This window comes from Stieleria maiorica, assembly GCF_008035925.1.
Classification (GTDB): Bacteria; Planctomycetota; Planctomycetia; order Pirellulales; family Pirellulaceae; genus Stieleria; species Stieleria maiorica.
On sequence record NZ_CP036264.1, the window covers coordinates 3,360,659 to 3,382,849 of the forward strand.

Genomic DNA, 22,191 nt, shown 5'->3' on the forward strand with positions numbered 1-22,191 from the left:
CCATCGGCACCAATTCAAGAATTAACCCTCCCTGCAAGGAGGGGTCGAGCGTAGCGAGGGGAGGGTCGATTGGTGATGGTTGAGTGCTTCCGAGCCACAGCTTCCGAGCCACAGCAAACCCTCCCCGCTCCGAGCGTGCACTTCTCCGCGCCCCTCCCAGAGTACGTGAAACGTATTCCTAAGCGACATGTTTTTCAGTGAAGTGATGTCGTCCAACAAGACAGATCGCATTCGCCTGTTTCGACGGAGGTTGTGCCCCTTGTTTTCCACCGCAGAGCGGTGCCACAACACAGCCCGGGGTCGCGAAGCGCACCCCTGGGCCTGGGAAAAATGAGAATCGAAACCCCATCGGGGTTCAACAAACTGTTTCACGATGCAGCGGAATTCATTCCGCTGCACTTGCCCAAAGGGCATACACATCCATAGCCTGGGGTTACGCCCGGACTCGCTGGGGCTCATCCGGTCTCACCCCAGGCTAAGTTGTCGATCGCCGTTGGCGAACCGAGCGGAGTGAACTTTGATGACGCACGGAACAAAAGCAACTGAATCCATCAGTAATACAATCGACTTCCCGTTGGGGTTGCCGGGCTTGCTGCATCTGATTTTGCGGTGCGCTATCGCGACCCCAAGCTTTGTTGTGACACGCCGCTGGCGTGCGACCGCGACGCAGTTCTGTTGAAATGGTTTCGTGAGCGCCACGCGACTTGAAATGCACCAGCAATAGAAGTCACTTTCAAAGGGGAGGGTGACTTTAATTGCTTGACGCTCGAAGCGTTAACTTGATGCGTATGTCCATCGCCATCAGGTGGTTCCCTTGCGCGTTCCATACTCTGGCGAGCGTCGCGACCGCAGTGAGTGGCCACGGAAATTTGCAATCTTGGGGGACATCGACTCCACTATCCCTCCTGCGTGTCGTGAATCAATCGTCGAAACAGGGGAGAGTTAGATAATGCGCACCGGAAACCCACCCGCCATCCGGATCGCCGGACTCGTTGCGGCCGCAATGGCGATTGTGATCAGTTCCGCCTCGTCGCTCGCCCGGGGCGACGACGAGCAATCGATGCCTGATTGGATTCGCGGCAGCGGCAACGCCTTGGAGATGCGACTGAGCGGTCAGGTGCAGCGCAAGGACGGCCAGGCGGTTGATGAAGCGTCGGTGCGAATCAGCATCGATTTCAACCGACAGCACTTCGAAACCTTCACTCCAGAGGTCCGCGACGGAGCGTTCGAAGTCTGGATTCCGGTCAACAAGTACCATTGGTACAGCGTCACGATCGACGCAAGTTGCCAGGACGGCGCCCGAGCCCACGAGACGATCGTCCGGAATCAATTGCGACAGCGCGTGATCGACGGCGTCGTGTTACAAGTTGAGCGCCCGCAACGTTCGGTCGAGTTTCGGTTGCAGCATCAGGGGAGCGCGGTGGCGAATGCCAAACTCCGCGTCCAACTCAACAACGGTGCCTCCCTGCGAACCGAAGCCGATGCTGATGGCGTCGCAAGAATATCGCTGCTGCCGCATGAAGAATTGAATGCGGTGACCGCTTGGTCGCAGGATCAATTGATCGGCGGATATCAATTCTCGCGCAAACCAATTCGCGATCCCAAAGCGGATCATCATGTCGTTGAGATGGTGACGTGTCGGCCCCGCCCCGTGACGCTCAGGGACAGCGAAGGAAAGCCGATCAAAGACGTCCCATTGGAACTGCAAGTTGCGACCCCGCAACCGGACATTAACTTCTTTGGCATCCCCGACGATGTCATATTGGTCACGGATGACAACGGGGTCGCGGTCTGTCCCTATTTCCCAGAGATCGACGACGTCTACTGTTATGCCGATCTCCACAGCGACGAATGGAGGCGCGTTGAGAGCAAGTACGAGCAGGAGGCGTTCGTGGTCACCGCCAAAAAAGCCATTGAGCGACACACTGTCGAAGGGGCTGTTTCCGGTGGCGATGTCTTCCTGGGTGGTTTTGTGGTCCGACTGGGATCATTTCAAGCCGAAGTGGAAGGACGAATCGATTACGTTTATGCGGTAACAGACGCTGACGGCCGATTCTCGGTCGACGTGTTGCCCGATGCGACCTACTGCGCCTACGTCAGTGATGAACGATGGGTGACTCCTTCGATCGATTTGATCCCGTACGAATCGGCCACGCAAACACAGAACCCGCCCAAGCTACGCCTCGTCAAAGGCATCCCGGTGCAGGTCCGTTTGACTTCCGGTAGCGACCGGAAACCGATCGCAAAGATGCGTGTGCATGTGGGTTCCAACCATTCGTTCACTTGGCAAGAAGACGGCAAACCGCGATCGGGCGTGCTCGGACGTCGCAGCGACGGATACACCGACGACGAAGGACGCGTCACGGTCTTTGTCCCCGCCGGCGATTTGGAAGCCAGCGTCTACTCAACCGACTGGCGGGCGAACCAAAAGATTGTCGTCCAGGCGGGGGCCAAAAACGAAGTCCATCTCCACCGAGCGGTCGACAAAGCAGTCGCTGTGGAGGGAAAGATCGTTCCGTGGCAAGACGACCAGGAACTGAAGGACGCGACCATTCAGATCGGGGCAATCGACGGCGAAACGGGTGACGAATTCTCGCTGAAGGCCGATGGCGAAGGCAAGTTCCGGTTTGAAACCAAAGCCACCAAGTTGGCCGCCATCGCCTTTTCGGCCGACAAGCGGTTCGCCGGGTCGGCCATCATCAAAGACCTTGACCGGACCGCTTCGATCCGCCTGTACCCGACGAAGTCGTTTCATGGCCAGATTCTTGACGGGGAAGGCCAACCCGTGGCAAGCCATCCCGTGCGAGCGTCGATTCGTGTTTCCGACGGATCCAGGTTCGGCAACGGTTTCCCGACCACGTTTTCCCTGCCCCGAATCGAACGGTTGACCGGCCAGGACGGGCGTTATCGATTCGAGTCGCTGCCCTGCAAGACCGAGATTTCGATCAGGGCCGACACGTTGAATCACCAACCGAACCAGTTTCGCTCGATCGACACCGTCTACCTGTTGCCCGATGAGGAGAGGGAAGAAGTCATCACGCGGTTGGGAAAGAATGAGGCTTCGGGCGACAAGAAGACGCTGGCCGAACGCTTCCAAATTACGCAACGCGATTGCCGTCTGAACAACTTTCGTCAAATGGTCATCCTTGCCGATGATGAAAACGAAGTCGTTGCCGATTTCATCGAAAAGTCGTTGTTGGATTACGCACAGCAAAAGAAGATCACCACGTTCATGCAGTTGCGCGTCGTCCCGAGTGACTTGGCGGATCCTGTTGACCAGAGTTTTGTCGAGCGAATGAGTTGGCCGGCGGTCAAAGACGGTCACGTCTTCATTTGTGCCTACGATGCCGACGAAAACGAACTCGGCCGGGCGATGTTGAACGTTGCGGATGCCCAATCCAGATCGGTCGCCGATGAGTTCATCCAGCAGCACGCGCCGCCACAGCAGGACGCACAGCAGAAATGGGACAAGGCGTTCAAGACGGCTCAGGCCAGCGACCGCCGTGTTTGGATTCGTACCGGACAACGCTATTGCGGCCCCTGTTTCCGGCTCAGTCGCTGGATCGACGACCACCGCGACGTGCTGGAAAAGGACTTTGTCTTGGTCAAGGTCGATGACGTTCGCGACCGACACGGATTCAAAGTCGCCAAACGGTTGACGCAAGGACGCCCAGTCGGAGTGCCGTTCCACAGCATGTTCGATGCCGACGGCAACCTGATCACCGACAGCTACGGACCGATCGGGAACATCGGATCGATGTCAGGCGTCGAGGGCAAGCGACATTTCCGATCCATGCTCGATGCGGCCTGTGTGAACATCACGCCGGAAGAGATCGAGGTGCTGATCGAAAGCCTGGATGACTGATGCCAGATGGTTGGGTTAGACTCGTCGCCCGTCGCACCTTGGTTTTCGGGTAGCGGAACTCGCCAAGAGTTTCGCATTGGCCCGGCGACGCCGCACGGGGGGCGAAAGCCTTGGCGGCTTCCGCTACGACACGAACCCGCAAATTGAGCTGCGGTAGACTAGCTGGACAGTCGCCGTCCTCTCCGAGGTCGGCGCGGGGCAATGGGTTGCTTTTCGACGCACGCCGAGTTCGGAGAACACGGCGACACTTCAAACGCATCGCCAAGTACGTAACTCGCCCGAAAGCGTCTTTCGAAAGTTGCGACGTTTGATTTCCGATTTAAAGAAGATAGTCCCCATCATGCCGATTCCCGTCCGCGAAACCTTCCCCACCGATCGCGAGGATTTGATCGTCCAGGTGACCGACGATGGCAGCCGGACCCTGGTCATCGCCGGCAGCGACGATGCGTTTCACAGCGGTTGCGGGGCGGCGTCCGAAACGCGTCACGTTTATTTGCACAACAGCGGTGTGCTCCAGCGGCTGCATGAACGACGTCCCACGCGGGTGCTGGAGATCGGGTTGGGGACATCGATGGCGATGTTGATGACGCTGGACGCCGCGGTCGACTGCGACACGCCGCTGGAGTATCTGGCCGTTGAAACCGACTGGATCGCCGCGGAGACGCTGGAGCACCTGCTGCCACATGACTGGACCTCTCGCCGCGAAATCGTCGATGGCTACTTGGACTTTCGTCGATCCTTGCCCGCGACGGTCCCTCCGGGAACTTACCCCTGGCGAGTGGATTCATCTCGCAGCATCATCATCGAAGTGGGCGATGTTCGCGACTGGACGCTCGGAACTCGGTCACCTTTTGACGCGATCTATTACGACCCGTTCTGCCCCGACAGTGCCCCGCGGCTTTGGACGGCGGACTGCCTGCGCACGATGCGTGGGGCGATCGCCGGCGGCGGGAAACTGACCACGTACAGTTGCAGCCGCCCCGTGCGAGACGCACTGGAGCAGGCGGGTTGGAACGTGGACCGTGTCCCCGGACCGGTGGGTGGAAAACGCGAAGTGTTGGTGGCGACACCGGTCCAGCGTCCCGCCAGCGGTTAAACTCTTGGGCTCTCCCTCTTCCCCGCCCCAGCCCGGTTGCCCACCATGCCAAGCCAAGCTTTCGCTGGATTTCGCCACATCAATGTAGCTACGCTCGTCAGAGCGTGGATAACTCCGGGGATCCACCTTCTGGCGAAGGTAGCTACGTTTGACCGGCGATCCAGGATGTTTTTTCAACCAAGGGGCGCTGTCCAGCAACTCGTTCTGTGCCTCATCACACTGTCCTTATGTGGTGGATTCCCCCGTGCGGCGTCCGCCGGCGATCGCCCCAACGTCGTCCTGATCATGACCGACAACCACGGCGCGTGGACGTTGGGGTGTTACGGCAACCGCGACATCCGCACGCCCCACATCGATCGTCTGGCTTCCGAGGGCACACTGTTCACTCGCGCGTTTGCTTCCAACCCGGTGTGTTCGCCGACCCGGGCGACGTTCTTGACCGGATTGATCCCCTCGCAACACGGCGTGCACTGCTTCCTGGGCGGCGGACGGTTGCAAGTCGGCCCGGATGCCCGCTGCACGCTGGATCAACTCACGTCGCTGCCCGAAGTCCTTCGGGACGCCGGATACGCCTGCGGCTTGGTCGGCAAGTGGCATCTGGGCGATAACCTGCATCCCCAAGAAGGGTTCGACGACTACTGGATCACGATGCCCCACGGCGGCACCAGCACGTTTTACGACGCTCAAATCATCGAAGACGGCAAGATCCGTAAGGAACCCCAGTACCTGACGGATTTCTGGACCCGGCACGCCGTCCGTTTCATCGAATCGCAATCGCAAAAGGACGATCCGTTTTTTCTGTTCCTGTCCTACAACGGCCCCTACTCGCTGAGCCGGTTGCTGCTTCGCGAAGGTCGCAATCGCCACGCGGAGTTCTATGCCGACAAAGAACTGCCTTCGTTCCCCCGCGATCCGACACATCCCTGGCAATTCAGCAACCGAGACTACCACAACAATCCGGTTTCGATTCGCCGCGTCGCAACCGAAGTCAGTGGCATTGACGATGGCGTCGGCACGATCATGGAAACGCTCAAACGCCACGGAATCGACCGCAATACTGTCGTCGTCTTTGTCGCCGACCAGGGCTGGGTGGGTGGCCACGGCGGATTCTTTGGGATGGGCGACCACACGCGGCCCGTCACCGCCCGCGACGGTATGATGCAGATCCCGATGATCTGGCGACACCCCGGCGGGATTCGATCCGACGTTCGATCCGATCGCATGGTCACCAATTACGACTTCATGCCCACCTTGCTGAACTATCTCGATCTGGCAGACAAGATGCCTGAGAGTCCGCCATCGCCGGGGAAAGATTTCAGCCGTGAATTGACGGGCGATTCGAGTGCATCCACTGCCGAAACGCCCGTCTTTTACGAGTTCGAAGGTCTGCGTTGCATCCGTACCGAACGTTGGAAGTACGTGCACCGGCACCCCAACGGCCCGCACGAACTATATGACCTGCAATCGGATCCCGATGAATTCAACAACTTGGTCGGCGAGCGTGCACATCAGTCAAGAGCCGTTGAATTGAAAGAACGGCTCGACGCGTTTTACGGTCGCTATGCGGTCAAGCAGTACGACATGTACAACGGCGGTGGGTCACAAACGCGAGTGTTTGTCGGGATCGATGAAGAACTCGCGCAAACCGATCCGGCGCCACCGCCGCCGTTGCAATCTGGATTCCAGCCGGCAAGATTCCGACTGCCCGATGGGTTTTCGGCGGAACTCGTTGCCGGTCCGCCCCTGGTCACGCATCCGACATTGGGGTGCCTGGACGACCGGGGCCGATTGTTCATCTGTAACAACGCGGGGGTGAATCTGAGCGCCGCAGAGTTGGAAGAGCAACTGCCCAATTCCATCCGCATGCTGGAAGACACCGACGGCGACGGGCGCTTTGATCGGTCCACCGTGTTCGCCGACCGGATGACCTATCCGATGGGCGGCGCCTGGCACGACGGCGCGTTGTATGTCGCATCGCCGCCCAACATTTGGCGGCTGGAGGACACGGACGATGACGGGGTCGCCGATGTCCGCGAAAGGATCGTTTCAGAATTCGGTTACACCGGCAATGCGGCCAGCATCCACGGCTGCTTCTTCGGCCCCGACGGGCGTCTGTACTGGTGCGACGGGTACCACGGTCACGAATTCAAAGACGAAGCGGGGAACATCACCAGCAAGCGACAGGGATCCTATCTGTTTTCCTGTCGCAGCGACGGTTCGGACGTCCGCATTCACTGTGGAGGCGGCATGGACAACCCGGTCGAGGTCGACTTCACCGACGAAGGCGAGATGATCGGCAGCGTCAACATCCTTTACAACCGGCCCCGTGTCGATGCACTGGTGCACTGGCTGTACGGCGGAGCCTATCCGCACCGCGAACGGGTGTTGGAAGAATTGAAAGTCACCGGCGACCTGCTGGGACCGATTCATCGCTTCGGCCACGTCGCCGTTTCGGGCATCACGCGTTACCGCAGCGGCGTGATCGACCATCGCTGGCGCGACGATTTCCTGGCCACGTTTTTCAATTCGGGCAAAGTCGTTCGCGTGCAGCTGGAACGCGACGGATCGACATTCAATGCAACTCAGCAAGAGTTTCTGGCCGGGATCAGCGACGACTTCCATCCGACCGATGTGATCGAGGATGCCGACGGCAGCTTGCTGGTCGTCGACACCGGCGGGTGGTTTTATCGCGGGTGCCCGACATCCCAAATGTCCAAGCCGGACGTCCTGGGCGGAATCTATCGCATCCGTCGCGACGGGATGACGACTCAAGTCGATCCCTGGGGAAAACGAATCGGGTGGGCGTCCCTGTCAGACACCGAGTTGGTCAAACATCTCAACGACACACGACACAAAGTGCGCGAGCGGGCGATCGCCGAATGTGCTCGCCGCGGTGATCCAATCATTCCCGCACTCTCGCGCGCCATGAAAAGCGACCTTCGCGTTCGCCAAAACGCGATCTGGGCGCTGACGCGGATCGTGGGCGATGATGGATCAAACGCCGCCGCCCGTGCGGCGATACGCACCGCGCTGTCCGATCGCGAGCCGAGCATCCGATTGACCGCCTGCCGATCGATCGCCACCTATGCAGACCCCGACGCGATCGATCAGCTGATGGAAATGCTACGCGAGGATGTCGCGCCGGTCCGCCGCGAGGCCGCCAAAGCGCTCGGCCGCATCGGGAAAACCGACGCGATTACCGCGTTGATCGATTCGTTGGCTGACGGCCGCCAGATCGATCGATCGCTGGAACATGCGATCGCCTATGCACTGATCGAAATCGATGATTTGGATACGTTGGAGATGGGGCTGCATCATCCTTCGCCCCGCGTACGCCGCGTTTGTATGGTTTTGTTCGATCAATCCGATGATGTTGTGATGACGTCTCGATTCATCGCAGACATGATCGATTCGGACGACATTGATCTGCAGCGAACTGCCACAGAGATGCTGTCGCGAAGAGTCCGGTCGGTGGGAATCGATCGAACCTCGGAATCAGGGACAGGGCCGGTTGCAGACCTTGTCGCAAAACAACTTCGTCGTTGGATCGCACAACCGGATCGTCTGACGCAGCGCTCGTCGATGATCGTTCAGCTTGTATCTGCGTTCGCCTGGGCAGACCCCGTGGCGGCGGAGATCGGCCAATCGCTTGACGACGCGTCTTCGCCCCAAGTCCGCGACCTGCTTTTGACGGCACTCAGCCGCAGCGACAAGCCGAGCCTACATCCGAGTTGGCAGATGCCGCTGTCGCGACTGTTGCAGTCCGACGAAAGCGAGGTCGCCCGACTTGCGATCGCCGCCATCGACGCGATCGCCACCGACGCGTTTGACGAATCGTTGCGCGAGATCAGTCGCGACGAAGCTCAATCGGGGATCAAACGCGTCGCCGCGCTGGCTGCGATGGAAGACAGCAGCGCACCGTTGGACGCTGACAGTTTTTCCATCTTGCTGGATTTGATCGATGATGGTGCGCCCAGCGAAGCCAACCAGGCGGCCCAGATGCTCTCCACCGCGCGGCTGTCGTCACCGCAATTGCAAACGTTGGCTCCCCATCTGACGACCGCCGGTGCGACGGCGCTGCGAGACTTAATCCGGCCGTACGGCAGAACGCTGCCGGATGATGTCGCCGAAGCCTTGTTGACCGCCTTGGAATCGGCACGCAGCATCGATCGGCTGCCGACGACCGAGGTCAGTGACGTGATCAAGCGGTTTCCCGCGTCACTGCTGCCGCGAGCCAACGCGTTGCTGGATCGCTTGACGCTGCTGGACGAACAGCGGATTCAAAAACTGGATCGATTGATCCCGTTGGTGAAAGCGGCCGATCCGGAACGCGGGCAAGCTGTGTTTACTTCGGAGAAAGCAAAATGCGCGACCTGTCATCGCGTCGGTGACGTCGGCGGAAACATCGGTCCCGACCTCACAACCATCGGGGCCAATCGATCGGTGCATGACTTGATGGAGTCGATCGTGTTTCCTTCGGCGAGCATCGTGCGGCAGTACGAATCCCAAACGATCCTGACCGAGCGGGGGCAGGTGTATTCGGGCGTGATCACGCGGGAGACGGCGGAGTCGATTCAGCTGCAACCGCAATCGGGCGATCCCATTGACATCCCACGCGAAAGCATCGAAGAGATTGCGCCGAGCACGGTTTCGATCATGCCCCAGGGGATCGAAACGACGCTCAGCGAACAAGAACTCGCCGACCTGGTGGCATGGTTGAAGTTGTTGGAAACCGCCGGCGGGACACGTTAGCGAGCGGCAATACCAGCGGCAATGCCAGCGGGAAGCGTCAGCGAGCGGCAATACCAGCGGCAATGCCAGCGGGAAGCGTCAGCGAGCGGCAATACCAGCGGGACGCGTCAGCGAGCGGCACCTCCAGCAATGCGTGCGGTAGGGGCGAGGCAGAATGATCCGGGGCAAAACGATGGGGCAAAACGATGGGGCAAAACGATTAGAAAAGCTGCAGCGGGACGCCTAACGGCCTGTTGATTTCATCCGATCCCACGCGGGATCAGCCGTATCGCGCGAGCGTACGGGCATGAACCATCGAGAGAACCTACCGGGCCCGTAGGCTCGCGCCAAACGGCTGATTCAATCAACAGACCGGTCAGTGAGCGGCCCGTGTCCCTCCCACCTCCAGCGTCTGCCACTGGCTCACGCCACGTGCTGGCATCACCGCCCCTCACTCCAACTTCGCCAAATCGGCTCGCGTGTCTTCATAGGTCGCGTTGAACACCAGCGCCCGTGGATCGGGATCTTTTCCCCAGATCTCACAGGCTTGGGCATAGATTTCCGGCCACCAGTTGCGATGCTGTGTTAAACCTTGGTCGCGGTAGGTTTTCCAGTGGCTGAGGACCTTGGACCAACAATCATCACCGTAATCGAGTGCCTCATTCAGCGTCTGGTAGCGCGGCACGTACCAACGGCGACCGATCTGGGCGTGCAGGACTTCGTCGGCCCAATCGAAATCCTGGAACAAGGCCGACAGCGGATCGCCACTCTCGCGCGCGACTTCCCATTCGTAGCGTTTTCCGTTCCGCGGCATCAGATTCTGTTCGATGAAAAACAAAACGCCGTGGCGTTGGCGGGCGTCGAGCTGCAAATTCAGATTGCGCGACCAGGTGAAATTGATCGGGATGGTCCGCCAGTCGATTCCCAAGGCGACAAAGCCGACTTCGCCCATCATCGCGTGACGGGCTTCGTCCCACAGTTGCCGCGACATTTCCATGTGAAAGTCCCACGGTTCATCATCGCGCAACTCCACCAGGATGCTGGCCATCATCTCCGGCACGTCGATTTCGCGCAGACGTTTGTAATACATCATCAGCGTCTTGTCTTGCGCCGAGAACTGTTCGTCGTACAAGAAGACTTCGGGGTTGACGCCGGCGTTGTAGGGATCGCGAAACCGTTCGTCACGGCGCGGTTCTTTGTCGTATTGATACGGCTGGGCACTGTGCCACGCGTCTGGCAGCGGGGCGTCGGTGGCTTCGATCCCATCGAGTTGTCCGGCGGCCCGCAGGCAGAGCTTCAAGTGATCAGTCCAGGGCTCACGTTCGTCACGAGACGCATCATCATCCAGGCAGGCGAGCGCTTCGACGCCGAACGCGACGACGTCCTTCAATTCGAACGCGATCAGCTTGGCAACACGCACCGTCGGCGCATCGGCCAGGGGATGGGCATCGGTTGCCAAACGATCGCATGCCTGCAAGACGGCCGGCAACACGACGTCGTACATGCCGGCCAACAGATCCGGTGTCGTCGGCGCCGCGATGACCTCGTCCATCAATCGCTCGAGTGCCGGAGCCGGAACAACCTCCAATCCCAGTGGCGGCTCACGCATTTCCGCGACCCGTCGCCGGATCAATGAGACCTGTTCGGCACACAAATAGGCGTGATGGCTGAACGCCGTCTTGAGTTCATAGATCGGTTCGGCGGTGATCTTGGCCGTCAGTGTCTCGTGCAATCGCTTCAGCACGTAATGCAGACGTTTCAGCCGCTGCAAACTCTGGTCCAGGTCCCAGGCCGCATCGACGGCACGTGCCATCGAGCAAAGCCCCGCCAGCGGAGGGATGCCGCGATAGGATTCGTAATCGTTTCGTTTCATCGTCAATGACTCCCGCAGTTTCTCTGGATTCTATCAGCCTGCGGCGGGGAAGGCTTCCAGGCTCGTCGACCCCCACCGCTGACACCACGATCGTGTATATTTTTTAATTCCATGAATGCCTGGCAGTATGGCGTCCTCGATTCTCCGGTCCGCGATCAAACATGTCCCTACCCACCGACCCCACCAGCCGCCCACGTGATGCCGCCCAGCCGCTTGAAGATCTGGACGATTGGGAATCCGACTTGGTGCGCCGCTATCCCGAACCGAACAAACCGGCCGAGGAGTTTCGCAACTACGGCGAGGACACCAAACCGGGCGTGCGGGAATTCTATCGTCTGAATCATCGTTACCAGACATTCGAGTTTGTACAGAAGAAGCGCGAGCAATTCCTGCCGCTTCGACATCGAAAGATGACGGTGTGGGAAGCGATGGAGTTTTTGAATCAACTGGTCGACGAGAGCGACCCCGACACGGACCTGTCGCAGATCGAGCATTTGATGCAGACGGCTGAATCGATTCGCGCCGACGGTCATCCGCGTTGGTTCATCTTGACGGGATTGATCCACGACCTGGGTAAAGTGCTGTGTCTGTTCGGCGAACCCCAGTGGGCCGTCGTCGGTGACACCTTTCCGGTAGGCTGTCGGTTTTCCGACCGCATCGTGTTTCCGCAATTTTTCGCAGACAACCCCGACTCCAGCGACCCGCGGTACAACACGGAGTACGGTGTTTACTCACACGGCATCGGACTGGACAACGTGCATCTGTCCTGGGGACACGACGAGTACTTGTACCAGGTGGTGAAGGATCGATTGCCCGAGGAGGCGCTCGCGATCATTCGCTACCACTCGTTTTATCCGGGGCATCGCGAGTCTGCGTATGATCATTTGATGAACGACCACGACCGTCGGATGTTCAAATGGGTGCGAGCGTTCAATCCCTATGACCTGTATACCAAGAGCGATCGCCGGCCCGATGTCGATGCTTTGCGCCCTTACTATGAAGAACTGATTAAAGAGTTCTTGCCGGGTACTCTTGATTGGTGACGGCGGATGTCAATTCAGTATCTTTCGGGCCTGTCGTCAGTCCTCTCGTCGCCGACTCGCTGACACCGCGACGTTGCGACCAGTTTGGCCCACCGAGTTATTGCCGTGCCCTCCACCACCCCCGACACCTCTTCGGCCGAAACTCCTGCTGGTGGTATGAATTCTCGGTCGCGATTGTTACTGGCCGCTGTCGCGGCATTCAGCGTGTACTTTTGCATGTACGCGTTTCGAAAGCCCTTCACCGCGGGGACGTTCGAGGGCCAGCAGTATTGGGGGATGGGGCTGAAATCGGTGTTGGTCATCTCGCAATTGGCCGGCTACATGATTTCCAAGTTCGTCGGCATCAAAGTGGTTTCGGAGATGCGACGGGAGCGGCGGGCCATCGCCATTCTGGGATTGATTTTGACGGCCGAGTTGGCGTTGGTCGGATTTGCCTACGCACCGCTGACTCTGAAGGCCCCGCTATTGTTTTTAAACGGCTTTCCGCTGGGGATGGTGTTCGGGCTGGTTCTGGCCTACTTGGAAGGCAGGAAGCAGACCGAGGCGTTGTCGGCGGCACTGTGCGCGAGCTTTATTATCTCGTCCGGCGTGGTGAAGTCGGTCGGACGATGGCTGATTCAAGATTGGGGCGTCGACGAGTTCCAGATGCCGATGCTGGTCGGGTTGATCTTCCTGGTGCCGCTTTTGGTGTCAGTTTGGTTGCTGCAATCAACGCCTCCGCCGGACCCGACGGACCTGCGGCAGCGTAACGAACGCAACGCGATGACCCGTCAGGATCGCCGTCGGTTTTGGTCGGAGTATTGGCCGGGGCTATCGCTGTTGATCTTTGTTTACGTGGGATTGACCGTCATCCGTACGGTGCGCGACGACTTTGCGGTGGAGATTTGGCGTGACCTGGGCGTCGACGAAACGCCTTCGGTGTTCGCCCGCAGCGAAACGGTCGTCGCCGTCCTGGTCACGCTGTTCAACGCGTTTGCGGTTTGGATCCGTCACAACATGGCGGCGGTCCGTATTGTGACGCTGTTGATGTGCGCGGCGTTTGCCGTCGTCGGGGCGTCTGCGTTCCTGCAGTCCGGCGGTTTGATCTCGCCGTTCGTGTTCATGGTTGCCTGCGGCGTGGGCATGTACGTGCCCTACGTGGCGTTTCACACCACCGTGTTTGAACGGCTGGTCGCGGCGTCGCGACACCCTGCCAATGTCGTGTTCTTGATGTACGTTGCTGATGCCATCGGGTACCTGGGGTATGCGATCGTCTTGTCGATCCGAATGACCGCCGAGTCTCCCGGGGCGGTGTTGCCGTCGTTTCGGATGCTGTTGCTGATGGTGAGCGTGATTTCGGTCGCGGCACTGTGCCTGTCGTTGCACTACTTCCGTACCGTGATGGGATCTGACTCGGCCATCGCCTCCGATGCCATCGAAACAGTTTCGGTTGACCAGCCGGTTGACTCTGTCGAGGCGGGAGTCGGCAATGTCTGAACATCAATCTTCGCAGTCCTCGCCCGATCAATCCCGAACGTGCCTTGCGGCTGTTTTCCACGGGGCCGGCCGGCCGTTGAAACTGCAATCGTTCCCTCGTCCGATGTTACAGGCCGGCGAAGCCCTGGTGCGCGTTCGCCTGTGCACGATCTGCGGCAGCGATTTACACACCCTGAAAGGGTTGCGGATCGAGCCGACGCCTTCGATTTTGGCCCATGAGGTGGTCGGCGAAATCGTCGACGTCGGACAGCCCGGTCCGCGCGACTTGGATCAGCAACCCCTTCGCCGCGGCGACCGCGTCACTTGGTCGATCTGCGTCAGCTGTTCCGACTGCGACCGCTGCCGATCCGGGTTGCCGCAAAAATGCCGCCGGTTGGTGAAATACGGGCACTCGGTCGCGGAAGGCCGCGAAGCGCTCAGTGGCGGATTGGCCGAGTACATTCTGCTGCGGTCCGGGACGGCGATCGCCAAGTTGCCAGCTGATGTCCCGGATGAAGTTGCCAGCCCGATCAATTGCGCGACATCAACGATCGCCGCAGCCTATCGCGCCGCTGGCGACGTCGACGGACAGCGCGTAATGGTCTTTGGTGCGGGCATGTTGGGTTTGACCGCCGTGGCGATGGGCAGGGAACTGGGGGCAACGCAAGTGGTGATCTGTGATGTCGATCAAGCGCGATTGACGCTGGCCGAACGCTTCGGCGCGACGGACACGATCACGGTCGATTCGATCGCATCGATCGAATCCTCGTTTGACGTCCTCTTGGAATGTTCCGGCGCCCCCGAAGCAATCGAAGCGGCGTGTCGGATCGGTGACGTCGGCTCACGCGTGATCCTGGTCGGCTCGGTGATGAATTCCCGACCGGTGCAATTGGATCCGACGACGGTTGTCCGCAAGTGGATGACGATCGCGGGAGTCCATAACTATGCACCGATGGATCTTTACAGCGCCATCGACTTTATCAGCCGCTGTCACGACAAGTATCCGTTTGCCGAACTCGTTGCCAAGACTTATGCCCTGACAGATATCAACGCCGCGATCGACCATTCCCTTCAACATCGACCGATCCGAGTCGCGGTGCGACCGGAGGTCTCCACGTCATGGTAACCACAACAGGAATCATCGAACTGTTCTTCCGTAGGGGGGATTCCGAGTATGGGGGCGAAGCAGTGACACAGCGGGAACACGCCTTGCAAGCCGCCTCGCTGGCCTTGCAAGCCGATGCCAAACCCTCGCTGATCGTCGCGGCGCTGCTGCACGATGTCGGACACCTGCTTCATGACTTGCCCGACGACGCGCCGGATTCGGGTGTCGACGATCATCATGAGTCCTCCGGTTACCACTTTCTGCGGCCGCTGTTTCCCGATGCGGTGACCGAACCGGTTCGGATGCACGTCGCCGCGAAACGCTATCTGTGTGCCATCGATCCGGATTACCGGGATAGCCTGAGTGAGCCGTCGCGCGTCAGCCTGGAATTGCAGGGCGGACCGATGACGGCGGAGGAAGCGGAGCGTTTTATCGGGCAGCCGTTTGCCGAGGACGCGGTTCGCTTGAGAAAGTGGGACGACGAAGCCAAGATCGCCGGCCTGGAGACACCCCCGCTGGAACGGTTTGCAGAGTTTCTGGATCAGGTTTTGGCATCCGAAGCACGGCAGTAGAGACGTGGATCCGACGAACACTTCTCGCCGGCATGGGATGCCAGCACGTGGCGTCAGCCAGTGGCGGGCGTTGGTCGTGCGGTGACCCTGGGCCGCTCGCTGACGCGTCCCGCTGGCATGGGATACGGGCACGTGGCGTCAGCCAGTGATGTGAGTCGGATGAACGGTAGAATGTTGAACGTTTGCGGTTTTCGCCGCACCTCTTTGACAGATCCGGGCTCTGATCCTGCGTGGACCATGAATTCATTGATGCGTCGAAGATGCGTCCCAGGCCAAGGAATCTTTCGATGAGTGACCGCAGTCGTCTAAAAAAGCCGCTTCTGTACCTGCTGATCGGTTCGGTCTTGCTGAGCGCGTTGTTGGGAATCGTGTTGGTGCTGCGGGGGAATTGGGGATGGCTGGAAATCCGCGTGATTCTGACCACGGTGATCTTTGCCGTGGCCAGTGTATGCGGTCTGGCGTGTGACGTTTCTCGAACACCCTCGGGATTGAACCTGTTTCCCAAGGCCGGATTGGCCCTGACGGCGATCACCACCGCCCTGTTGCTTTTGGGGATCTGGGTGGAGGTCGACTCGGAAGCGTATTGGAAGACGACCACCGTGTTGATCTCGATCGGCGTGGCGACCGTGCACGTCTCGCTGTTGTCGATCGCCAAACTGGCGCGGCGCTTTCGCTGGGTGCCGTTCATCGCAACGCAAATTATCTATGGGTTGGCGATTCTGGTTTCGATGATCATCGTGTTCGAGATCAATTCCGATTTGCTGTGGCGATTCCTTGCCGCCCACTCGATCGTCGTCGCCGCCGTTTCGATCGTGATTCCGATCCTGCATCGGATCAGCAAGACCGACTCCAATCGAGACGCCTTGTTAATGCCGGTCGAAGCACGAAACGTCGCGGCGATTGACCAGCAGATCGCACAGTTGGAAGAACGCCTTGCCCAGCTGCGAACACTGCGCGAGCAACTCGTCGCCGGGACACTGCGGTAGTGGGCTGTCCGGAAAAAGGTGTGCGTTGAAGCCGTATCCGCCCCTGGCTGCGTGGCCTTGTGGGGCAGGAGCCACATCTGAAACGCGTTCCAAGGCAGGGGACGCGAAATGTATTGCTGATTCATTACGATGCGTTCCCTCTGCCACATGGCTCCCCCTCTCCCCAAAACAGATCGCGCGAACAATAGTGATCAATGAGTGACCTTGACCGCGATCTGTTTTGGGGAGAAGGGCTGGGGGCGAGGGGCTCATTATCGATTAGCTGCGCATCGATTGCCCACGGATGGCAGCGCGAACCCACGGATGTGAAGCGGCCTGGGATCCGTGGGTTCGCGCTGCCATCCGTGGGCTTTTTCGGTTTCCCCAGACATCCTGCCCGAACGCACCACTTCAAAGAGAGGTTCGTGCCAGGAAAGGTTTCGAAAGTATCCGTTGACACAGAGACCGGCGAAGACCTGTTAAGATGCTGCTCCCACCCTCCCTCCTTTCCTCGGGCTTTCATCATGAGTGTCGTTCTCGCCTTTGATCAGGGAACCACCAGTTCGCGCGCGATCGCGTTCGAGCAATCCGGTGCCGTATTGGGCGTCGCCCAACGTGAATTCAAGCAACACTACCCCCAACCCGGCTGGGTCGAACACGACGCCGACGAGATTTGGCAGTCGCAGTTGGCGGTCGCTCAAGAAGTGATCGCATCGTGTGGTCTGTCCGTGGCAGACATCGCTGCGATCGGGATCACCAATCAACGCGAAACGACGCTGTTGTGGGATCGATCCACGGGCGAGCCGATTCACCACGCGATCGTCTGGCAGGATCGGCGGACGTCGCAGTTCTGTGATTCGCTCCGCAGCGACGGTCACGGTGAACTGGTTCAATCCAAAACCGGACTGCTGATCGACCCGTATTTTTCTGCGACCAAGATCCGTTGGTTGCTGGACCATGTGCCGGACGCGCGGCGACGGGCCGAAGCGGGCGAGATCGCCTTTGGCACGATGGACAGTTGGCTGATCTGGAAACTGACCGGCGGGCGTGTTCATGTCACCGATGTCACGAATGCCTCGCGCACCATGTTGCTGGATATTCGAACCGGCAGGTGGGACGACGAATTGTTGTCGCTGCTGGAGATTCCGGCATCGATCCTGCCGGACGTTCAACCGTCCAGCCACGTTTACGGCGAGACCGAAACGCAGTGGTTCGGCGGTGCGATCAAAATCGCCGGGGCCGCGGGTGACCAGCAATCCGCGCTGTTCGGCCAGAACTGCACGCGCCACGGCATGGCCAAGAACACCTACGGCACTGGATGTTTCATGCTGATGAATATCGGTGAACAACCTCTGATGTCCAAACATCAACTGCTGACCTCGATCGCCGCCACCGCAGCTTCGGGCGACGGACCGCCGAAACGTAATTATGCACTCGAAGGCAGCGTGTTTGTCGCCGGAGCGGCGGTGCAATGGCTGCGTGACGGATTGGGAATTATCGAATCGTCTTCGGAAATCGAAGCGCTGGCCAAAAGCGTCCCCGACAGCGATGGCGTGTACGTGGTTCCGGCGATGGCCGGTTTGGGCGCTCCGCATTGGGATTCCTATGCGCGCGGCACCATCGTCGGACTCACGCGCGGTTCCAATCGTGGCCACATCGCCCGGGCGACCCTGGAAGGAATTGCCCACCAGGTCGCCGATGTCCTGGACGTCATGCAACAAGACTCCGGCATCGCGATCAAAGAGCTGCGTGTCGACGGCGGGGCGTCCGCCAATGATTTGTTGATGCAGTTCCAGGCCGATATCATGAAAACTCCGGTGGTCCGTCCGGAGATGACGGAGACGACTTCGATGGGGGCGGCCTATCTGGCCGGTCTGGCCGTCGGCTTTTGGAAAGACCTGGATCAGATCGCGTCGATCTGGAAAACCGAGCGGGTCTTCCACCCCGAAATGTCGGACGCCGAAGTGGCACTGCGCCGAGAACGCTGGTCCGAAGCCTTGCAGCGATCGAGATCATGGGAACAGGGAGCAACGTGATGACGCGATTGGATCGCGGCGAATCACTCGCCAGAATCCGTGACCGCAACAGCCCTTGGGACGTTGCCATCATCGGCGGCGGAGCGACGGGCGTCGCGGTCGCACTCGATGCGGCCAGCCGCGGTCTGGACGTCGTGTTGCTGGAGCGGTTCGATTTCGGCAGTGGGACGTCCAGCCGAAGCACCAAATTGGTCCACGGAGGCGTACGTTACCTGAAGCAGGGTAACGTGACGCTGGTCCGCGATGCCTTGCGCGAGCGGCAGTTGCTGTTGGACAACGCTCCCCATCTGGTTCACGACCAGCCCTTCCTGATTCCCTGTCGCAGCCTTTGGCAGTGGTTCTTTTACGGCGTGGGGTTGAAACTGTATGACTTGCTGGCCACCCGCAACAGCTTCGGCCGCTCGCGTTGCGTCACCGCTCGTCGTGCTTTGGAGCTGATTCCGGCGATGCAAGGAGAACGGTTGCGCGGTGCGGTGCTGTATCATGACGGCCAATTCGATGACGCACGTTTGTTGATCGACATGGCCCGGACCGCGGCTATTCAAGGAGCGACGCTGGTCAATCACATGCCCTGCAGCGGCATCATGAAAGATGATCGGAACTTGGTGTCGGGCGTCACCGCGATCGATGAAGAGTCTGGGGAAACGTTGCAGATCCCCGCCCGAACCGTCGTCAACGCCGCCGGTCCGTTTTGCGATGCCGTGCGAACATTGGACGATGCGGATTGCCAGCCGATGGTGGCGGCCAGCCAAGGCATACACTTGGTTCTGCCCAAGGAGCTTTACCCCGGCGACACCGCGATGATCGTCCCTAAAACGTCCGACGGACGCGTGATTTTCGTTGTGCCCTGGCAGGATCACGCGATTGTCGGCACGACCGACACCGCGATCGACCAGGCCGTCGCCGAACCGTCACCGCAACCGCAAGAAATCCAGTTCCTGTTGGAGACCGCGGCAGAGTATCTGTCGCGGCCCCCCACGATCGACGATGTGCTGAGCGTGTTCACCGGGATCCGGCCGCTGGTCAAAGGCGATAAATCCTCGCGCACCGCGTCGCTCTCGCGCGACCATGTGATCCGACTCTCGTCGTCCAACTTGATCACCATCACCGGAGGAAAATGGACGACGGTGCGAAAGATGGCCGAAGACTGTATCGACAAGGCGATTCAGACGGGCAAACTGGACGCCGGGGCGTGTGCGACCAAGTCGCTGCAAATCGAGGGTCCCGAACGCGCAGACCTGGATCAACTAGAATCCGACAATCCCGAGTTGGCACAGCCGATCCACCCATCTCTGCCACTGCGCCGTTCCCAGGTGGTCTGGGCCGTCCGCAATGAAATGGCCCGAACCGTCGAAGACATGCTCGCACGCCGAACCCGATGGCTGTTTCTTAATTCTCGGCTTGCGTTGGAAGCAGCACCCGCGGTCGCCGAAGTCATGGCCGGCGAATTGGGGACCGACTCGGCTTGGTGCGACGAACAAGTCAATGCGTTTCAAGCGACGGCACAGCATTACCTTCCGGCGTAGCGGGACTGCCGCTCACCGAAATAGCTACGCTCGCCAGAGCGTGGTCCCCCCCAGAGGAACCGCCTTCTGGCGAAGGCAGCTACGTTTCACCGGTAATGTCCGGCGCACGCCAGGGGACATAGGACCAATGGGACGTAGGGGACACATGTGACAGGTGCACGCGCGCATTCTGTCCCATCGGTTGCCTGCGTCCTATTGGTCTCCTCTCTGCGCCCACCCGATCAGGCACACGCCACGTCGAATGCCAATGTTGTAAGTCCCCAGTCACCCCGCTGACCTGACCGACGATCCACGACGTACCGCAGGAAATGGTATCCTGTCTGCACCAGACAGACAGTGATTCTCGCATCTCATGTATTCGCAGGGACCGATCGGCAGATGAAAGTTGGCGTGACCAAAGAGATCTATCCCGGTGAATGTCGCGTGGCGGCGACCCCCGAGACGGCGCGTCGATTGATCGACAAGCTGGGGTTTGAGGTCGTCGTTGAAACCGGTGCCGGTGATGCGGCCAGCTTTCACGACGATAGTTATCAAGACGCGGGATGCGTCATTGCGGACGACGCCGCAGACGTCTGGAACGATGCGGACATCCTCTTGAAGGTCCGTAGCCCACAGGAGCAGGAGGTCGAGTACTTGCGCGAAGGCCAGGTGCTGATTTGTTTTCTGGCTCCGGCACAAAACGAAACGCTGCTCGAGAAGATTGCCGGTCGCAACGCGACGGCGTTGGCCGTCGAGGCAGTCCCACGGATCAGCCGGGCGCAGAAACTGGACGCGTTGAGTTCGATGGCCAACATCGCCGGCTACCGAGCGGTCGTCGAAGCGGCCGGGTTGTTCGGTCGGTTCTTTACCGGCCAGATCACCGCGGCCGGCAAAGTGCCGCCGGCCAAGGTGTTGGTGATCGGCGCCGGGGTCGCGGGGTTGGCCGCGATCGGGACGGCGCGGGGACTGGGGGCCGTCGTCCGCGCCTTCGATGTCCGCCCCGAGGTCGCCGACCAGGTCAAAAGCATGGGCGCCGAGTTTCTGATGTTGGAATTCGAAGGCGACGAGCAGGGCGGGACGTCGGGCGGTTATGCCAAGACGATGAGCAAGGAGTTTATCGATGCCGAAATGGCTCTGTTTGCGGCCCAAGCCAAAGAGGTGGACATCATCATCACGACCGCACTGATCCCCGGCAAACCGGCACCGAAGTTGATCACCCGCGAGATGTTGCGATCGATGCGGCGGGGCAGTGTGGTCGTCGATTTGGCCGCCGAGCAGGGCGGCAACTGCGAAGCGACGGTTCCCGACAAAGTCGTCCAGTACGAAGGCGTGCACGTCGTCGGATACCGTGACCTGACGAGCCGCCTGGCGCACACCTCCAGCCAACTGTACGGGACCAACCTGTATCATTTGCTGGACGAAATGGGCGGAGCCGAAAAGTTTGACGTCGATATGGAAGACGACGTCGTTCGCAGTGCGACCGTCGTGAAAGACGGACATGTGACCTGGCCCCCGCCGCCGGTTTCTGTGTCCGCGGCGCCGAAGGAAAAGGTGGTCGAATCGGCGGCGCCCTCGGCCGTGGTGGAAAAAAAGATCGGCCTGTTTGATGTCTCGCTGATGGTCGTCGCCGCGCTGCTGTTGGTCGGTGTTGCGATGACCCGAGACCAAGGCTTCATCACCGATTTCACCGTCTTTCTACTTTCCTGCCTGATCGGCTGGCAAGTCATTTGGAACGTGACGGCTTCGCTGCACGCCCCGCTGATGAGCGTGACCAATGCGATCAGCGGCATCATCATCGTCGGCGGCATGATCCAAGTCGGAGCGGCCGACCCGATCGCGGCCTGGCTGGGCGCATTGGCAATCTTCGTTGCGACGCTGAATATCGCCGGCGGCTTTTTGATCACGCACCGCATGCTCGGTCTGTTTCGAAAGTGACGGATCGCCC

At 59.8% G+C, this 22,191-nt stretch carries 12 protein-coding genes; 11 read left to right on the forward strand and 1 reads right to left on the reverse strand.

Features of this window, described 5'->3' with window-relative positions; translation table 11 throughout:
- Nucleotides 1–949 precede the first annotated feature (949 nt).
- The 3 genes from Mal15_RS11615 (at nucleotide 950) to Mal15_RS11625 (ending at nucleotide 9,713) form a co-directional block, all read left to right on the forward strand.
- Entirely contained in the window at nucleotides 950–3,865 is a 2,916-nt protein-coding gene (locus tag Mal15_RS11615; protein ID WP_147867910.1) for a thioredoxin family protein, read from the forward strand.
- Between the two features lie 340 nt (nucleotides 3,866–4,205).
- A complete protein-coding gene (gene mnmD / locus Mal15_RS11620) occupies nucleotides 4,206–4,961 on the forward strand; it encodes a tRNA (5-methylaminomethyl-2-thiouridine)(34)-methyltransferase MnmD (protein ID WP_147867911.1) in 756 nt (251 codons plus the stop codon).
- A 165-nt stretch (nucleotides 4,962–5,126) separates the two neighbouring features.
- Nucleotides 5,127–9,713, forward strand: coding sequence for a PVC-type heme-binding CxxCH protein (locus Mal15_RS11625; protein WP_261344622.1), 4,587 nt, complete (start codon nucleotides 5,127–5,129; stop codon nucleotides 9,711–9,713).
- A 430-nt stretch (nucleotides 9,714–10,143) separates the two neighbouring features.
- On the opposite strand, the gene Mal15_RS11630 is transcribed toward Mal15_RS11625, so the two are convergent.
- Nucleotides 10,144–11,565, reverse strand: coding sequence for a hypothetical protein (locus Mal15_RS11630; protein ID WP_147867913.1), 1,422 nt, complete (start codon nucleotides 11,563–11,565; stop codon nucleotides 10,144–10,146).
- Between the two features lie 161 nt (nucleotides 11,566–11,726).
- Here Mal15_RS11630 and Mal15_RS11635 point away from each other — a divergent pair, with 161 nt between their 5' ends.
- The 8 genes from Mal15_RS11635 to Mal15_RS11670 all read left to right on the forward strand — a co-directional run bounded on the left by Mal15_RS11635 (nucleotide 11,727) and on the right by Mal15_RS11670 (nucleotide 22,181).
- Entirely contained in the window at nucleotides 11,727–12,608 is an 882-nt protein-coding gene (locus Mal15_RS11635; RefSeq protein ID WP_147867914.1) for an inositol oxygenase family protein, read from the forward strand.
- 105 nt (nucleotides 12,609–12,713) lie between these two features.
- Nucleotides 12,714–14,084, forward strand: coding sequence for a DUF5690 family protein (locus Mal15_RS11640; protein ID WP_147867915.1), 1,371 nt, complete (start codon nucleotides 12,714–12,716; stop codon nucleotides 14,082–14,084).
- On the forward strand, nucleotides 14,077–15,189 hold the full coding sequence (locus tag Mal15_RS11645; protein WP_167546746.1) for a zinc-binding dehydrogenase: 1,113 nt from the start codon (nucleotides 14,077–14,079) through the stop codon (nucleotides 15,187–15,189). Before Mal15_RS11640 ends, Mal15_RS11645 begins: the two co-directional genes overlap by 8 nt.
- Nucleotides 15,183–15,740 (forward strand): phosphonate degradation HD-domain oxygenase, encoded by a 558-nt coding sequence (locus Mal15_RS11650; protein WP_147867917.1) that lies wholly within the window; start codon nucleotides 15,183–15,185, stop codon nucleotides 15,738–15,740. The genes Mal15_RS11645 and Mal15_RS11650 overlap by 7 nt, the downstream gene beginning before the upstream one ends.
- Before the next feature lie 287 nt (nucleotides 15,741–16,027).
- Entirely contained in the window at nucleotides 16,028–16,726 is a 699-nt protein-coding gene (locus Mal15_RS11655; protein WP_147867918.1) for a hypothetical protein, read from the forward strand.
- A gap of 503 nt (nucleotides 16,727–17,229) precedes the next feature.
- Nucleotides 17,230–18,741 carry a glycerol kinase GlpK gene (glpK, locus tag Mal15_RS11660; protein ID WP_147867919.1) on the forward strand — a complete coding sequence of 504 codons (1,512 nt, stop codon included), beginning with the start codon at nucleotides 17,230–17,232 and terminating at the stop codon, nucleotides 18,739–18,741.
- Complete coding sequence (locus Mal15_RS11665; protein ID WP_233903410.1) at nucleotides 18,741–20,267, forward strand: glycerol-3-phosphate dehydrogenase/oxidase; 1,527 nt, start codon at nucleotides 18,741–18,743, stop codon at nucleotides 20,265–20,267. The genes glpK and Mal15_RS11665 overlap by 1 nt, the downstream gene beginning before the upstream one ends.
- 378 nt (nucleotides 20,268–20,645) lie before the next feature.
- Nucleotides 20,646–22,181, forward strand: a complete 1,536-nt coding sequence (locus Mal15_RS11670) for a Re/Si-specific NAD(P)(+) transhydrogenase subunit alpha (protein WP_147867920.1) — start codon at nucleotides 20,646–20,648, stop codon at nucleotides 22,179–22,181.
- Nucleotides 22,182–22,191: the final 10 nt, after the last annotated feature.

Coding starts and splice junctions, on each gene's coding strand:
- Mal15_RS11615 (WP_147867910.1), top strand. CDS start 950: ATGCGCACCGGAAACCCACCCGCCATCCGGATCGCCGGACTCGTTGCG.
- mnmD (WP_147867911.1), top strand. CDS start 4,206: ATGCCGATTCCCGTCCGCGAAACCTTCCCCACCGATCGCGAGGATTTG.
- Mal15_RS11625 (WP_261344622.1), top strand. CDS start 5,127: ATGTTTTTTCAACCAAGGGGCGCTGTCCAGCAACTCGTTCTGTGCCTC.
- Mal15_RS11630 (WP_147867913.1), bottom strand. CDS start 11,565: ATGAAACGAAACGATTACGAATCCTATCGCGGCATCCCTCCGCTGGCG.
- Mal15_RS11635 (WP_147867914.1), top strand. CDS start 11,727: ATGTCCCTACCCACCGACCCCACCAGCCGCCCACGTGATGCCGCCCAG.
- Mal15_RS11645 (WP_167546746.1), top strand. CDS start 14,077: ATGTCTGAACATCAATCTTCGCAGTCCTCGCCCGATCAATCCCGAACG.
- Mal15_RS11650 (WP_147867917.1), top strand. CDS start 15,183: ATGGTAACCACAACAGGAATCATCGAACTGTTCTTCCGTAGGGGGGAT.
- Mal15_RS11655 (WP_147867918.1), top strand. CDS start 16,028: ATGAGTGACCGCAGTCGTCTAAAAAAGCCGCTTCTGTACCTGCTGATC.
- glpK (WP_147867919.1), top strand. CDS start 17,230: ATGAGTGTCGTTCTCGCCTTTGATCAGGGAACCACCAGTTCGCGCGCG.
- Mal15_RS11665 (WP_233903410.1), top strand. CDS start 18,741: ATGACGCGATTGGATCGCGGCGAATCACTCGCCAGAATCCGTGACCGC.
- Mal15_RS11670 (WP_147867920.1), top strand. CDS start 20,646: ATGAAAGTTGGCGTGACCAAAGAGATCTATCCCGGTGAATGTCGCGTG.